Annotated in this window: 15 protein-coding genes; 7 read left to right on the top strand and 8 right to left on the bottom strand. The window is 59.4% G+C overall.

Annotation, left to right across the window (positions count from 1 at the left end; translation table 11 throughout):
• Positions 1-29 precede the first annotated feature (29 nt).
• Positions 30-1,055, bottom strand: coding sequence for an RpoD/SigA family RNA polymerase sigma factor (locus SIB72_RS04680; protein ID WP_413744765.1), 1,026 nt, complete (start codon positions 1,053-1,055; stop codon positions 30-32).
• A gap of 112 nt (positions 1,056-1,167) precedes the next feature.
• Entirely contained in the window at positions 1,168-2,550 is a 1,383-nt protein-coding gene (mgtE, locus tag SIB72_RS04675) for a magnesium transporter (protein WP_115119395.1), read from the bottom strand.
• Between the two features lie 88 nt (positions 2,551-2,638).
• On the opposite strand from mgtE, the gene SIB72_RS04670 reads away from it, so the two are divergent.
• Positions 2,639-3,118 (top strand): glutathione peroxidase, encoded by a 480-nt coding sequence (locus tag SIB72_RS04670; RefSeq protein ID WP_115119470.1) that lies wholly within the window; start codon positions 2,639-2,641, stop codon positions 3,116-3,118.
• An 8-nt stretch (positions 3,119-3,126) separates the two neighbouring features.
• Here SIB72_RS04670 and SIB72_RS04665 read toward each other — a convergent pair whose 3' ends face one another.
• Genes SIB72_RS04665 through gyrB form a run of 4 tightly spaced genes read right to left on the bottom strand, consistent with a single transcriptional unit; the run spans position 3,127 to position 6,221 of the window.
• On the bottom strand, positions 3,127-3,525 hold the full coding sequence (locus SIB72_RS04665; RefSeq protein WP_413745046.1) for a fluoride efflux transporter FluC: 399 nt from the start codon (positions 3,523-3,525) through the stop codon (positions 3,127-3,129).
• On the bottom strand, positions 3,522-3,923 hold the full coding sequence (locus tag SIB72_RS04660) for a fluoride efflux transporter FluC (RefSeq protein WP_413744764.1): 402 nt from the start codon (positions 3,921-3,923) through the stop codon (positions 3,522-3,524). The genes SIB72_RS04665 and SIB72_RS04660 overlap by 4 nt, the downstream gene beginning before the upstream one ends.
• A complete protein-coding gene (locus tag SIB72_RS04655; protein WP_170953809.1) occupies positions 3,916-4,254 on the bottom strand; it encodes an SH3 domain-containing protein in 339 nt (112 codons plus the stop codon). The genes SIB72_RS04660 and SIB72_RS04655 overlap by 8 nt, the downstream gene beginning before the upstream one ends.
• Positions 4,254-6,221: a DNA topoisomerase (ATP-hydrolyzing) subunit B gene (gene gyrB, locus SIB72_RS04650; protein ID WP_115119389.1), complete on the bottom strand. Its 1,968-nt coding sequence runs from the start codon at positions 6,219-6,221 to the stop codon at positions 4,254-4,256. The genes SIB72_RS04655 and gyrB overlap by 1 nt, the downstream gene beginning before the upstream one ends.
• A 117-nt stretch (positions 6,222-6,338) precedes the next feature.
• Here gyrB and miaA point away from each other — a divergent pair, with 117 nt between their 5' ends.
• Positions 6,339-7,283 (top strand): tRNA (adenosine(37)-N6)-dimethylallyltransferase MiaA, encoded by a 945-nt coding sequence (gene miaA / locus SIB72_RS04645; RefSeq protein ID WP_413744763.1) that lies wholly within the window; start codon positions 6,339-6,341, stop codon positions 7,281-7,283.
• A 65-nt stretch (positions 7,284-7,348) separates the two neighbouring features.
• Positions 7,349-8,008 (top strand): translation initiation factor IF-3, encoded by a 660-nt coding sequence (gene infC, locus SIB72_RS04640; protein WP_115018916.1) that lies wholly within the window; start codon positions 7,349-7,351, stop codon positions 8,006-8,008.
• A gap of 3 nt (positions 8,009-8,011) precedes the next feature.
• Here infC and SIB72_RS04635 read toward each other — a convergent pair whose 3' ends face one another.
• Complete coding sequence (locus tag SIB72_RS04635) at positions 8,012-8,764, bottom strand: dienelactone hydrolase family protein (protein ID WP_115119464.1); 753 nt, start codon at positions 8,762-8,764, stop codon at positions 8,012-8,014.
• Positions 8,765-8,843: 79 nt separating this feature from the next.
• Here SIB72_RS04635 and SIB72_RS04630 point away from each other — a divergent pair, with 79 nt between their 5' ends.
• Positions 8,844-9,833 (top strand): GntR family transcriptional regulator, encoded by a 990-nt coding sequence (locus tag SIB72_RS04630; protein WP_115018918.1) that lies wholly within the window; start codon positions 8,844-8,846, stop codon positions 9,831-9,833.
• 36 nt (positions 9,834-9,869) lie between these two features.
• Positions 9,870-10,640, top strand: a complete 771-nt coding sequence (gene cysE / locus SIB72_RS04625; RefSeq protein WP_256359479.1) for a serine O-acetyltransferase — start codon at positions 9,870-9,872, stop codon at positions 10,638-10,640.
• A gap of 11 nt (positions 10,641-10,651) precedes the next feature.
• On the opposite strand, the gene secA is transcribed toward cysE, so the two are convergent.
• Entirely contained in the window at positions 10,652-13,501 is a 2,850-nt protein-coding gene (gene secA, locus SIB72_RS04620) for a preprotein translocase subunit SecA (protein WP_413744762.1), read from the bottom strand.
• Between the two features lie 102 nt (positions 13,502-13,603).
• On the opposite strand from secA, the gene SIB72_RS04615 reads away from it, so the two are divergent.
• Together SIB72_RS04615 and SIB72_RS04610 are read left to right on the top strand one after the other, a co-directional pair.
• On the top strand, positions 13,604-14,542 hold the full coding sequence (locus SIB72_RS04615) for an N-acetylmuramoyl-L-alanine amidase (protein ID WP_413744761.1): 939 nt from the start codon (positions 13,604-13,606) through the stop codon (positions 14,540-14,542).
• Between the two features lie 21 nt (positions 14,543-14,563).
• Complete coding sequence (locus tag SIB72_RS04610) at positions 14,564-15,019, top strand: GNAT family N-acetyltransferase (protein ID WP_413744760.1); 456 nt, start codon at positions 14,564-14,566, stop codon at positions 15,017-15,019.
• Position 15,020: the final 1 nt, after the last annotated feature.

The following is a 15,020-nucleotide window of genomic DNA, read 5'->3' as shown; positions in this document are numbered from 1 at the left end:
TCAGCCAACAATCAGCAAACAACCCGGCTTCAGCAAGCCACGTAGGCCTCCACTTGATGGCTGAGGCGACGAAGACAGGCCAAACCATCGCGTTCAAGATTGCGAACCCTGTCTCGGCTAATGCCGATGATGCGGCCGATGCCAGTGAGGCTCATCGGATCCTCCCCCGTCATCCCGTAGCGCATCCGCAACACCTTCCGCTGCAGTTCCGGCAGTTGCTCCAACAGATCGCGCAGATCTCCCTTCAAGCACTCGCCTTCCACCTGCTCGGACAGCAGCTCTCCATCACCTGAGAGCAAATCCAGCAGTTCCGTGTCATCTCCGTCGCCCACCTTCATCTCCAAACTCACCGGCTGACGGGCACGGCACATCAGCTCCTTCACCTCCTCCTCCGGCAGCTCCACAAATCCAGCCAGCTCCGACACCGTCGGCGTCCGTCCCAGCTCTTGGCTCAACTCGCGTTGCCCTTTCTTCAGCTTGTTCAGCATCTCCGTGATGTGGATCGGCAGACGGATCGTTCGGCTCTTCTCCGCAATCGCCCGCGTGATCCCCTGACGGATCCACCAATACGCATACGTACTGAACTTGTAGCCCCGCGTTGGGTCGAACTTCTCCACTCCCCGCACCAGGCCGATCGTTCCCTCCTGGATCAAATCCAGAAGCTCCATATTCCGCTTGGTGTATTTCTTGGCCACGCTCACCACCAGCCGCAGGTTCGCCGCCACCATCCGCTCCTTTGCCCGTCTCCCCGCTTGAAACTTGCGCTTTAGCTGCACTGCACTTAATCCAGCCTTCTTGGCGAGCTCCTCACGCGGCACATCCTCCTCACCACGCTCACTCCTCAGCTCTGCTTCCAGCACCTCCAGTTCCATCAGCTCTTGCACCTGACGGCCCAGCGTGATCTCCTGCTGGTGGCTCAGCAGCGGCACTCGACCGATATCGCGCAGATACGAACGCACCATGTCGACATCTGCCACAACCGAGCGAGACCCGGAAGGCCGACGCGCTTTGGCGCTGGCGGAGGCAGCTGGGGCGAGAGCAGTAGCGGCGATCATGCGTGCTCCTTGGCGTTCATTGCGTTATGTAAAGAGTACCCCTAAAGAAGTGTAAAGAGACTCTCAGAAAAGAAACTGTCGCCAAATTAGGTAAATATCCCTAGTGGGCCTCTCAGGCCGCTAAGGGGAGATTCGCCAGCAGCCAGGCGGCGGTGCTGAGATAGATGATGACGCCAGCCACATCCGTGGCGGTGGTGATGAAGGGAGCCGACATCAGCGCCGGATCCAGGCCCATGCGATTGAACAAAAGCGGTAACGCCGCTCCAGCCGTAGCCGCCAAGGTGGTGATCGCCATCAGGCTGATGCCCACCGCCGCAGCGACCAAGGGCCCTCCACCACGCCACCAAGCGAACGGAACCACCACCAACAACATCAGCAAGCCCAGCAAGGCCCCGGCAATCGCCTCACGCACCACCACCCATAGGGGTCCAAGCGTCTGGATGCGCTGGGTGCTCAAACCACGAATCACCACTGTGGAACTCTGGGCACCAACGTTGCCGCCGCTACCCGTCAGCAAAGGAATGAAAGCGGTCAGCAACACCACCTCCTTCAGCACCTGCTCGTTGAGGGCAATCACCTCCGAGGTGAAAAAGCTGGCCACCACCAGCACCGTGAGCCAGACCACCCGGCGGCGGGCCACTGTGAACAGGTTGCTCTGGAAGTAATCGTCTTCATCACCCGCCTGCACAGCACCTGCTGCATAAAGGTCACGGGTTGCTTCCTGTTCGATCACGTCGATGACGTCATCAACAGTGACGATGCCCACCAACCGCTGCTCAAGGTCCACCACGGGAACAGCCAGGAAGTCATAGCGCTGGATCGCCCGAGCCACCTCCTCCTGATCCGTGTTGGTGCGCACGCTCACCACATCCCGCGTCATCACATCGCCGACGTGATCATCTGGATCGGCCGTGACCAGATCGCGAAGGGACAGGATGCCGGTGAGATGGCGCTCCCCATCGGTGACATAGAGGCTGTAAATCGTCTCCGTGTCCCGAGCGCGACGACGCACGATCGTGAGCGCCTGAGCGGCACTGTGGAACTCCTTGAGGTCAATGAACTCAGTCGTCATGAGACGACCGGCGGTCTCCGCCTCATAACCCAGCAACTGTGCGGTCACCCGACGCTCCGCCGGGCTCAGCTCCATCAACAACCGACGCACCACCTTGGCGGGAAGTTCATCAAACAACCGCACACGGTCGTCGGGTGACATCTCCTCAACGAGCTCGAGCACCTCTCCTGAGCGCAGTCGCTCCAGCAGGCTCTGCTGCACCGCCGGCTCGAGATATTCATACACCTCGATTGCTTCATCCTTGCTCAGCAAACGGAATGCGAGAGCCTGCAACGTTCGTGGCAGGCTGCCGATCGCCTCGGCAATATCCACAGGCTGAACAGGCTCCAGCAACAATTTGACGGCGTCGTAATTCCCCGCCGCCAGCATTGATTCCAGCTGCTGGGTCACCACGGACGCGACCACCCCAGTTGCCTCGTCCATCGGCCTGTGGTCTGGGCCTGCTCAGTGTATGGCCCATGCCTGCACCAAACAGTTCCCAGCTAGGGTTTTCGCTCCTAATCGGATGAGCATGGGCCTGAATGTGAATGGAGTGACGGTGCGCGGCGCCGATGGCAATGACAAAAGCCTCAGCGACTACGCCGGCAATGTGCTGCTGATCGTGAATGTGGCCAGCCGCTGCGGCTTCACCAAGCAGTATTCCGGCCTGGAAGCACTCAACAAAACCTATGGGTCTCAGGGCCTGCGCGTGCTGGGATTTCCCTGTAACGACTTTGGTGGCCAGGAACCCGGCACGCTTGAAGAAATTCAAGCCTTCTGCTCTACCACCTACGGCGCCAGCTTCGAGCTGTTCGACAAGGTGCACGCCATGGGCACAACAACCGAGCCTTACTCCACTCTCAACCAGATGGAGCCGGCCGGTGATGTGGCCTGGAACTTCGAGAAGTTCCTCGTGGGCAAGGACGGCAGCGTGATCGCACGCTTCAAGAGCGGAGTTGAGCCCGAGTCAACCGAATTGACAACCGCGATCGAAGCAGCACTGGCCTGCTAAGCCTCAGCTCAACGGGTCGGTACCGGGGCCGTCAGGGCCCGACCGACCCAAAATCCAAGCGCTGCGGCGCCGACACCCAGGCCAAGGGTCAAACCAATCAGGCCCAGGGCCTCAACCCATTGCCCAGAGGCAATCAGCTCAACACTGTTCACCATCCAACTGCTGAACGTGGTGAGCGATCCACAAAAACCAATGCCGAGGAGGAGCTGACGGCGGGGGCGACTGGGGCATCCAGCCAACAAGCCCAGCACCAAGGCACCGACCACATTGGCAACGAGATCCTTCTCGCCGAGATGGAGACCCAGTTGCCAGCGCAACACAGCGCCTGGAACAGCACCGATCGCCACCAGAACAAGCTCCCACAACTCCTGCTGAAGAGTGAATCGGCTCGTCTTCGCCTCCATCAGGCCACCCCGAGGCCATAGCCGAGTGCAGCCACCAGTAAGCCACCCAACACCGAACCGACTGCGAGCACAAGGCATTCCAGCCACTGATGGGCCCTGAGGGTGTTGAGCAACTCAACCGCAAAGGTGGAAAAGGTACTGAGACTGCCAAAGAAACCGGTGGCGATCAGCAATAGCAACGGTGCGGTCGCTGTGTCGGACTGGCATTTGCCACTCACGGTCAGTCCTGCCACAAGACCGAGACCAAACGCCGCGATCAGGTTGACCGCAAACGTTCCCCAGTGTTTGCGCGGCACCATCGGTTCGTAGTGGTTAACCACCCGCAGCCGCAACCACGCACCGGGAATGGCCCCCAATCCAACTAGGGCGACCTGACGGGTGAACAACAGGGCGTCAGCCATGCATCCAGCCACGCTGGACCGCACCAGGATGCTCAGTACCCACGGTTGAGGCCACCTGAACTTGCAGCCACTCCTCACCGTTTTCACATCGCCAACGCCGCAAGACCCGCAGCGGGGTGCCCAAGTCGAGTCGACGCAGAGAAGGAGCATTCACCCTGGGGGAGGCATGCAAAAGATCGTGGGAACCACTGATCAACGGCCCACCACCATCACGACGTCGCACTTCTGGAAGACGTCGATCTGCTCCTCCAGCGGGAAGGGCCGCCGGGGCCAGCAGAGCAACACCGAGCAGCCAGCTCCAGCGCATCGCGGTAACCAGCGAAGCCTGCATCAGATGTCGAGGTTGGTCATATCAAGTTCAGCGCTGTGGGTTTCAATGAATTCACGACGCGGTGCCACCTTGTCGCCCATCAGGATGGTGAAGATGCGATCGGCTTCGAGGGCATCTTCAATTTCCACGCGTTTCATCATGCGCGTGGTGGGATCCATTGTGGTCTCCCAAAGCTGTTTCGGCATCATCTCACCCAAACCTTTGAAACGCTGAATGTTGTAATTAGCTTTTTCTGGAAAGCTTGATAGCGTTTTTTGGAGATCTTGCTCGTTGTAGCAGTACGTGTGATTTTTTCCGCGCTCCACTTTGTAGAGAGGAGGGCAGGCGATGTAGATAAAACCACCCTCCACCAGCTCCTTCTGATAGCGGTAGAAAAAGGTGAGCAATAGGGTGCGGATGTGAGCACCATCCACATCAGCATCGGTCATGATGACAACGCGATGGTAGCGAAGATTCTTCTGATCAAAGTCTTCGCCTTTGATGCCAAGGCCAAGGGCCGTGATCAGAGCCTGAATCTCGGTATTTTTGTAGATTTTGGCATCGTCTGTTTTCTCAATATTGAGGATCTTTCCGCGCAAGGGAAGAATCGCTTGGAAACGACGATCACGGCCTTGCTTGGCGGAGCCGCCAGCTGAATCACCCTCAACGATGTAGATCTCAGACTCGGATGGATCCCTTGAACTGCAATCTGCCAACTTGCCGGGGAGCGTGGAGCTCTCCAACACGCTCTTGCGCCGTACAAGCTCACGCGCCCGGCGCGCTGCTTCGGCTGCATTAAAGGCCTGAATGGCCTTCTCCAGGATCATGTCGATCACTCCTGGATTGAATTCCAGGTACTGACCGAGAGACTCACCGACAAGACTGTCAACAATGCCGCGAACTTCGGTGTTACCCAGTTTGGTCTTGGTTTGACCCTCAAACTCAGGCTCCGGAACCTTCACCGACAGCACAGCGGTGAGGCCCTCGCGAATATTTTCACCAGCGAGATTGGAATCAGCTTCTTTGCGCTTACCGCGCTTCCGAGCAAAGGTGTTGAGCGTGCGAGTCAGAACAGTTTTCAGACCCTCAATATGGGTGCCGCCATCAACAGTTCGGATGTTGTTGGCGAAACCAAGAATACTGTCGGAATAGGCATCAACACACCACTGAAGAGCTGCTTCAACCGAGACACCATCTTTCTCGGCATTCACATAAATAATCTCCGGATGAAGGGGTTCCTTCTCCGCATTCATATAGGCAACGTATTCTTTGATACCACCTTCGTAGAAATAAATTTCTTCGTGAGGCTCACCTTCTGGACTTCGGGCAGATTCACGCTCATCGCGAAAGACGATGCTGACTCCGCCATTGAGATAAGCAAGCTCTCTCAGCCTGGCGGAAAGAGTGGAGTAATCAAAGACAATGCCAACCGTAAAAATATCGATGTCTGGCTTGAAGCAGACACTCGTACCGGTGCGGCCATTCTCATCAGCGGGCTGATCTTCTGAGCGAAGACTGCCAATGGCTGCACCACGTTCAAAGCGCTGACGGTGCACCTGACCCTGACGGCGGACCGTCACCTCAACCCATTCACTCAGGGCATTAACAACGGAAACCCCCACCCCATGGAGGCCTCCAGACACTTTGTAGCCACCGGCACCGAACTTGCCGCCGGCATGCAGCACCGTGAGCACTGTCTCCAAAGCACTCTTGCCAGTGCGCGGGTGCACGTCCGTCGGAATGCCTCTGCCGTTGTCGGTGACTGAGGCTGAGCCGTCCTCACCAAGGACGACAAGGATCTCTGAGCAATGCCCAGCCAGAGCCTCGTCGACAGAGTTATCGACAACCTCGTACACCAGGTGATGGAGTCCACGCGGCCCTGTGGTGCCGATGTACATCCCCGGGCGCTTACGGACTGGCTCAAGCCCTTCGAGGACCTGAATCTGTTCAGCGCCGTAGGCGGCTTGAACCTTTGAGGCTTCGCTCATGCGTTCGTGGTCTGCAAAGCCTCCTGTCAGGCTGAATTTACCACCGGTGCACCAGAGGCGCTTGCAGAGGCCTCTGAGGCGTCATTTTTCCCAGGGGTGCACCCCCAGGATTCACCCATGGGCGACACCAGTGCCATTCCCACCAGCCCCGACAACCCCAATCAGGCAGCACATCATCCCCTGGTGATCGTGGTGCTGGGCCCCACCGCCAGTGGCAAGACGGCGCTTGGAATCGCCCTGGCCCAGCAGCTGCAACTCGAGGTGATCAACGTCGATTCCCGCCAGCTCTACAGGGGGATGAGCGTGGGTACGGCCAAACCCACACCCGCCCAGCAAGCCGAGGTCACCCACCACCTGCTCGACCTGCGCAACCCAGACCAGCCTCTAACGCTCCAGGAATTTCAGGGCGTGGCGATGGAGGCGGTCAACCGCTCGATCGCAACGCGGAGCATGGCCCTCCTGGTGGGAGGAAGCGGTCTCTATCTCAAATCCCTCACCAGCGGTCTCAAGCCACCTGCCGTGGCGCCACAGCCTCAGCTACGCGCCCAGATGGAACAGCTCGGGCAACCGCTCTGTCATGCACTGCTGCAACAGTCAGATCCAGAGGCCGGTCGTCGGATCGCACCGGCCGACGCGGTGCGCACCCAACGCGCGCTTGAGGTGCTCTATGCGACCGGACGCACCATCAGCAGCCAGCAGAGTGCCAGCCCCCCGCCCTGGAGGGTGCTGGAACTGGGGCTCGACCCGATCGACCTACGTGAGCGAATCAGCCATCGAACACGCCAGCTCTACGTGGATGGCTTGCTGGAGGAAACGGATCTACTACGCCAGCGCTTCGGTGCTGACCTCCCCCTCCTTCAGACCATCGGCTACGGGGAAGCGCTGCAGGAACTGGACGGAACCCTGAGTCGCGAGGATGCAATTGCCATCACCACCCGACGCACGCAACAGTTCGCCAAACGCCAGCGAACTTGGTTTCGCCGCCAGCATCAACCCCACTGGCTGAGGAGTAAGGAACCCTTCAACGAAGCGATGAATCTGATCAAAGGAGGTCTAGTGTGAGAGGAGAAGTGCCTGCGTTTGTCCAAGCTGGGCCGCCGTCCTTCCCTGTTCCCTCAACACCCTGAATGGCTCCACGTCCCCGTTTTGATCGACGCGCTCCTGTTCGTGAGCTCCCCAACATCAACGAACGCATCAATTATCCGCAGCTGCGAGTTGTTGATGCTGATGGCACCCAGCTTGGCGTGATCGACAGGGAAGAGGCGCTATCTGTCGCCCAGGAGCGCGAACTTGACCTGGTGCTGGTGAGCGAAAAAGCCGATCCTCCGGTCTGCCGGATCATGGATTACGGCAAGTTCAAATTTGAGCAAGAGAAGAAGGCCAAAGAAGCCAAGAAAAAGTCGCATCAGACCGAGGTGAAAGAGGTCAAGATGCGCTACAAAATTGACCTGCATGACTACGACGTCCGCATTGGCCAAGCCCAGCGTTTCCTCAAGGCTGGTGACAAGGTGAAATGCACCGTGATCTTCCGCGGTCGGGAGATTCAACACACCGCCCTCGCCGAAGTGTTGCTGCGGCGGATGGCCAAGGATCTTGAAGAGCAGGCCGAAATCCAACAGCCTCCGAAGCGTGAAGGCCGCAACATGATCATGTTCCTCACACCGCGCAAGACGCCGCTGGTGAAGAAGGACAAGGACGACGACCAACCCGTCGTGAAGGCAGTACGGACCATCACAGCCCCTCCCCGTGCGGCCAGGATGAGCGGCAAAAGCGGCACCACCCCATAACGCTCAAGCGTGAAGGTGGTCGAGCAACAGTTGCCAACCCAGCTGTGCCGCTACTGGATCATGGTTGCTGCGAGCTTCACACATGAAGCCATGATCAGCCCCATCAATGCCCACATAGCGCAACCGCTCTTCTGAAGGGTCAGATGCTTTCAAGGCATCCGCTATCTGCTGCTGGTCCGCTGGTGGAATCAGCGGATCGGCTGCAGCGCAAATGCAGGTGAGATTGCCAGCGACTCGATCCAAGAGCTCCAAACTGGGCGGCCCTCCACCAGGGCGGCCTTGGCAAACACCGGCGCCGTAAAAGTCAAAACTGCTCTGCACCTCTGGAAGCGTGGCCGCAAGCAGGGCAGCATGGCCCCCGAAACAAAACCCCAACACTGTGAGCTCCGTGCAGCCCTGCGTCCGCAGCCAGGCGGCGGCATGGCGAACGTCAGCGAGGATCCCCGCCATGGTGGTGCTGTCTTTGTGACGGCGCCCCTCCGCCAGCGCATCCGGGTCGTAACCCAACTCCAACTGCGGCGCTGTGCGCGCAAACAGCGGCATGGCCAGCGCCGGCACCCCTTCTGCGGCGATCCGATCAGCAATGCTGCGCACCCAGGCATTCACGCCAAACACCTCAGGTAGCACGAGGACAGCACGAGAACGACACTGTTTAGTGTCATTTACTGGCGCCCACCAACAGCGCAGTGGTGCATGCGAACGGGCAAGTGTGTGCCAATGAGAGGGAGTTTTTAAAGCGCGCTCAGGAATTGGCATCAGGACACAGACCACCCAACCAATTGTCACCAGGACGATCACTTCTTAGGGTGGCCGCAATTCGATCCGGTCCACCGGCGTGCGATTCCACATTCAGCAGGAAAGCGACATTCCGGCTTCGACCCAGCTTTACAACCAGATCTGCTTCGCGATCGCCGCCCGGCACTACCCGCCAGGCCACCGGCTACCAAGCACCCGCCAGCTCGCGATGCAGACCGGTCTGCATCGCAACACCATCAGCAAGGTCTATCGCCAGCTGGAAACCGACGGCGTGGTGGAAGCGATGGCCGGGTCTGGCATTTACGTGCGTGACCAGCAAAAACCCCGAGAAGTGCGCACCCCTGTGCACATCCGCAACCGTGGGGTGACAGATCTCGACCGCGAGGTGCGCAAATGCGTTGACGGACTCCTCAATGCCGGCTGCACCCTGCAGCAGACCCGGGAACTGCTCACGCGCGAGATCGACTGGAGACTGCGCTGCGGCGCGCGGGTGCTGGTGAGCACTCCGAGGGAGGATATCGGTGCCTCCATGCTGATTGCTGAAGAACTCGAGCCAAGCCTGGATGTGCCCGTTGAGGTGGTGCCGATGGAGGAGCTCGAGAGTGTTCTGGAGAGCGCCAGCAATGGCACCGTGGTGACAAGCCGCTACTTCCTGCAGCCGATCGAGGAGCTGGCCAAACGTCACGGCGTGCGCGCGGTGGCAGTGGATCTGAACGACTTCCGTGAAGAACTCAATCTGCTCAAGGAACTCAGAGCCGGAAGCTGCGTGGGCCTGGTGAGCATCAGCCCGGGCATCCTGCGTGCCGCCGAGGTGATCTTGCACAGCATGCGTGGCAATGAACTGCTGTTAATGACCGCAACTCCAGACGTGGGTAGCCGGCTACTGGCACTGTTGCGAGCCTCCAGCCATGTGCTCTGCGATCGGCCAAGCCTGCCCCTCGTGGAACAGAGCCTGCGCCAGAACCGGTCCCAGCTGATGCGCATGCCCCAAGTGCACTGCGCTGAGAGCTACCTGAGCAGCGACACGATCGAACTGCTGCGCAAAGAGATCGGTCTGCAGACCAACTGAAAGACCACAGCCCGCACCCCTGACAGGTGATGATGCCTGCACCAGGCAAGCGTCCAAACTGACAAGGCCATGTTCAAGCAGATCCGAGCTGACATGGCCCTCATCCGTGAGCGGGACCCTGCGGCACGAGGCGCTCTAGAGATCCTGCTCTGCTATCCGGGCTTTCAGGCCATCACAGTCCACCGTCTCAGCCACCGGCTGTGGCACTCCCGCCTACCCCTCAAACTTCCAGCTCGGCTGCTGAGCCAGCTAAGCCGGGGCCTGACCGGTATCGAAATTCACCCCGGTGCCCGCATCGGCAGCGGCGTGTTTATCGACCACGGCATGGGGGTGGTGATCGGCGAAACCGCCGAGGTGGGAGACCACTGCCTGCTGTACCAGGGAGTGACCCTGGGAGGAACAGGCAAGGAAAGCGGCAAACGTCACCCCACCCTCGCCAGCAATGTGGTGGTGGGAGCCGGTGCCAAGGTGCTGGGGGCTCTGAAGATCGGCACCAACACCCGCATTGGAGCAGGCTCGGTGGTAGTGCGCGACGTGGAGGCCGATTCCACCGTGGTCGGGATTCCCGGCAGGGTGATTCACCAGAGTGGAGTGCGGATCAACCCGCTAGCCCACTCCGCCTTGCCAGATGCCGAGGCCAACGTCATTCGCAACCTGATGGAGCGAATCGATCAACTGGAGAGCCAGGTGGGCACCCTGCAGGCCTGCCTCAAGGCCGTCGCAGCGGGACGGCCGATCAGTGAGGTGCGTAGTGGCAAATCTCAGAACCTCAAGGACCGAGAGATCCTCGAGTTCTTGGGGGACTGACCCAGAGACAATCAGGCGCTTGCTGTCTGCTGAGCCGCAGGAGCTGGCTGGAACATGAACATCGAATAAATCACGTTGCGGCGCATGTTGGTCATCATCTCCAGGAACATGTCATAGCCCTCATTCTTGTATTCGATCAGCGGATCTTTCTGGCCATAACCGCGCAGGCCAACCGATTCGCGCAGCGCATCCATCGCTTGGAGATGCTCCCGCCAGAGGGTATCGATCTGCTGGAGAATGAAGAAACGCTCAGCTTCGCGCATGAGGCCTGGGCGTTCTTGTTCAATCTGGCCCTCCTTGAGGTCGTAGGCGTTGCGTAGCTGCTCCTGCAGAAATGCCTTGAGGTCATCCATGGAGAGACCACTGAGTTGATCGGGCTTTAGATCCTCAAGCAGATAGACAAACTCCTGAACCTTGCCCACCAGCTGACCAAGATCCCACTCCTCAGGCGGGAGATCGGGGTTCACATAGGCCTCAACGATTTCATTCATCGTGCGCTCTCCATAGCCAATCACCTGCTTCTTAAGCTCACGCCCCTCGAGCACGCGGCGCCGTTCGGTGTAGACAGCCCGGCGCTGATTGTTCATCACTTCGTCGTACTCAAAGACCTGCTTACGGATGTCGTAGTAATACGTTTCCACCTTCTTTTGCGCACCTTCGAGAGAGCGGGTCAACATCCCCGACTCAATCGGCATGTCCTCCTCGACGCGGAAGGCATTCATCAGTCCAGCGACCCGGTCACCACCAAAGATGCGCAGCAAGTTGTCGCCAAGCGACAGGAAAAAGCGAGTGCTGCCGGGGTCCCCCTGGCGGCCGGCTCGACCTCGTAGCTGGTTATCGACACGACGGGATTCATGCCGTTCAGTGCCGATGACATGGAGACCACCCGCCTCACGCACACGAGCCTCTTCCTGTTTGACCACCTCGTCGTATTCCGCCTTCACTCGGCCAATCGCCGACCGCAAAGCGGCAATCTGCTCATCCTCAGTAGGAGCCTTCTCTGCCGCCGTGGCAATGCGATCCTCCAGCTCAATCACGCTGAGGGCACGATCACCCCAGGCCTTGATCAGATCACGAGCAAGATCGGCCAGCGCCTGGTCCGTGTCATCACTGAGTTGACAGGGATACAGGCTGCCGATGGCCCTGGCTTCGCTCGGTGCGCTGCCGTGGGGCCCTGAGGAAGGCGCTGCCTTAGCCGCAAACCCAGAAGCCTCTTGACTGCGCTGGAGAGGCACAGGTGGGCGATGACCCTCCTCCGGCTTGACCAGCCTGGGCAAGAGCACCTCTCGCAACTTCAGGCGTGCCATGTAGTCACTGTTTCCACCGAGAATGATGTCGGTACCGCGGCCCGCCATGTTGGTGGCGATCGTCACAGCACCGGAGCGGCCGGCCTGCGCCACGATCTCAGCCTCCCGCTCCACGTTTTCTGGCTTGGCGTTGAGCAGGTTGTGAGGAATGGATTCCTCGGCCAACAGGGTGCTGAGCAGCTCGCTCTTTTCGACGCTGGTGGTACCCACCAGGACCGGCCGGCCATCGTGGTGGATCTGAGCGGTCTCTTTCGCCACCGCTCGCCATTTAGCGGTTTCAGTTTTGTAAACCTGATCGGCCAGATCACGGCGGGCTCGCACTCGATTGGTGGGCACAATCGTGGTCTCGAGTTTGTAAGTCTTCTCGAACTCCACTTCCTCAGTCTTGGCCGTCCCTGTCATCCCGGCTAAGCGGGGGTAAAGCAAAAAGAAGTTTTGGTAGGTAATCGAAGCCAGCGTCTGTGTTTCCGGCTGAATCTGCAGGCTCTCTTTAGCTTCGATCGCCTGGTGCTGCCCATCACTCCAGCGTCGACCAGGCATCACCCTGCCGGTGAATTCATCAACAATCACGGCTTCGCCATCACGCACGATGTAGTTCACATCGCGGACGAACAAATCCTTTGCCTTCAGCGCATTCGTAATGTAATGCGCCCAGGGATCTTGAGGGTCATAAAGATCACTCACACCAAGTAGTTTCTCTGCCTTTGAAAAACCTTCATCGGTAAGGGTGCAACTGCGCTGTTTCTCATCCACCTCGTAATCCCCTTCGGGATCGATGCCGTCCTTCCCCATTTCGGCCGCACGCTCGAGAGTATCTGCCACCTGCGCCGCCTGCTGGTATTTCTCCTGAGGTCTTTCCACCTGACCGGAAATAATCAGAGGCGTGCGGGCCTCATCGATCAGGATCGAATCAACCTCATCAATCACGCAGTACTGGAACTCGCGCTGCACCACCTCGCTGATGTCATTGGCCATGTTGTCGCGAAGGTAATCAAACCCCAGTTCTGAATTGGTCGCATAGGTGATGTCACATCCATAGTTTTTGCGCCGGGTGGCGGGATCCATGTCCTGCTGGATCAGACCCACCGAAAGGCCCAAGAAACGATGCACCTGGCCCATCCACTCCGCGTCACGCCGAGCCAGATAGTCGTTCACGGTGACGACATGAACGCCGCGGCCGGTGAGTGCATTGAGGTAACTGGGCAACGTGGCCACCAAGGTCTTGCCCTCACCGGTCTTCATCTCGGCGATCTGACCCTCATGCAGAACCATGCCCCCGATCATCTGCACATCGAAGTGACGCATGCCCAGCACCCGCTTCCCGGCTTCACGCACAACCGCGAAAGCCTCCGGCAGAAGTTCATCAAGAAGGGGCCGCTGTTTCTGAAGCGAGCCGGCGTTCTCCAGCTTCTGACGGAAGTCAGCCGTGCGACGGCGCAGGTCGTCATCACTGAGAGGAGCAATCTCCTCCTCCAGCAGATTGATGTCAGAGACGATCGGCTGGTAGCGCTTCAGCTTGCGGGCATTGGGATCACCCAGCAGGAGCTTGAGCATGGATGCAGCGGATCGTCTGGGGGCCAGCCTACTGAGAACACGCGACTCGCCCGCCAGCTCTGCAAAACAGCACGCTTCAAAACAGCTGGCTAAGCAGACAACATGGGAGCCACCATCTATCTGCACTGGACGGCAACCCACTACGACTGGGTTCGCAGCGGCCACTACCACTCCATCATCAATGGTGATGGGCGGGTGCACCGCCTCCATGCCTACAGCGTTGATCTACCAGCGCATACATGGGGGCGCAACAACAATTCCGTTGCCCTCTCCTGCGCCTGCATGGGAGGTCAGCCCGATCCCTGGAGCCAGCCGCCAACGGTGGCGCAATTGCAAGGATTGTGCGCGGAAACGGCAGCCATTGCCCGCAGCTGGGGCTGGCAGGCGGAAGACATCACCATCCAAACGGTGATGACCCATGCCGAAGCAGCCTCCAACCGCGACGGTCGGATCCTGCACGACAACTATGGCCCCATGATCTGGGGCGGCACTGGAGAACGCTGGGATTTACTCCAGCTCGAAGCCAATGGCAGCAGCGATGGCGGCGATCAACTGCGTCAGCGGATCAAGAACCTGCTCAACAAACAGGCTTCACCCGAGCCCGATCCGGACGAGAGCGTCATCGAACAGAAGACTCCACTTCAGTTCCAACGAACCAGCAGCATGCGGGCCCGTGGCGAAGCTCTGCCCGTCGTCATCGATACAGAAGGCCGCTCCTGGGCTTTGGCGGCAGATCTGCTGGTGCGCTATGGGATTGCCTACAACTGGGACAGCAACCTCCGGCGCGTACTGATTGGCAGCCTGGATGTGGTGCCCAGCTTTCGGGAGGATGGGGTGCAGAGCGATGTGGGCTGGCCTCTGTTCGAAATGACGCTTCAGAGCCATCAGGCGCCCGTGATCCTGCGCGGAATCCTTCGCCCCTCAGCAGACGAATCAGACGGTCACCACAGGGCCTGGTGCAGGGTGCTGGAATTCGCCGAGGAGTTCGGGATCTCCGTTGTCTTCTCACCATTCAGCCTTGGTGAACGCAGAGGCGGATGATGAAGACCAACATCCAATGCCATGGCACGCATCCGCCTGGTTGAACATGCCCCTGGAGCCCCAGGCCTGCGCTGGTTTGGCATGGGACCCGGGCTGCGTCCGAGCCGGGGCCTGATCAAGTTGCGCCGGCTCTTCCAGAAGCACGCCTTCTGGGCTGAGAACCGCACCACGAGCGACCTCAAGAAGATGCTGGCAGGCAGCACGGTGGTCGTCAGCCTGTGGCGTGGCAAGCGGATCGTGGGCTTCGGCCGCGCCCATAGCGACGGCATTCATCGCGCCGTGCTCTGGGACGTGGTGGTTGCCGGAGACTTGCAGGGGCGAGGACTGGGGCGCCGGGTGGTCGAGGCCCTGCTCGCAGCCCCTGCGATTCGGAACGCCGAACGTGTCTACCTCATGACGACGAACAGCGCGGGCTTCTACAAGCAGCTGGAATTTGATGATGCATCCCCCCAGCAAGTACTGATCAGGAAGCAATAAG

This window comes from Synechococcus sp. MIT S9451, from assembly GCF_047304725.1.
Taxonomy (GTDB): domain Bacteria; phylum Cyanobacteriota; class Cyanobacteriia; order PCC-6307; family Cyanobiaceae; genus Synechococcus_C.
The sequence above is the reverse complement of the archived record's forward strand: the minus strand, read 5'-3'. Positions and strand labels throughout refer to the sequence as shown.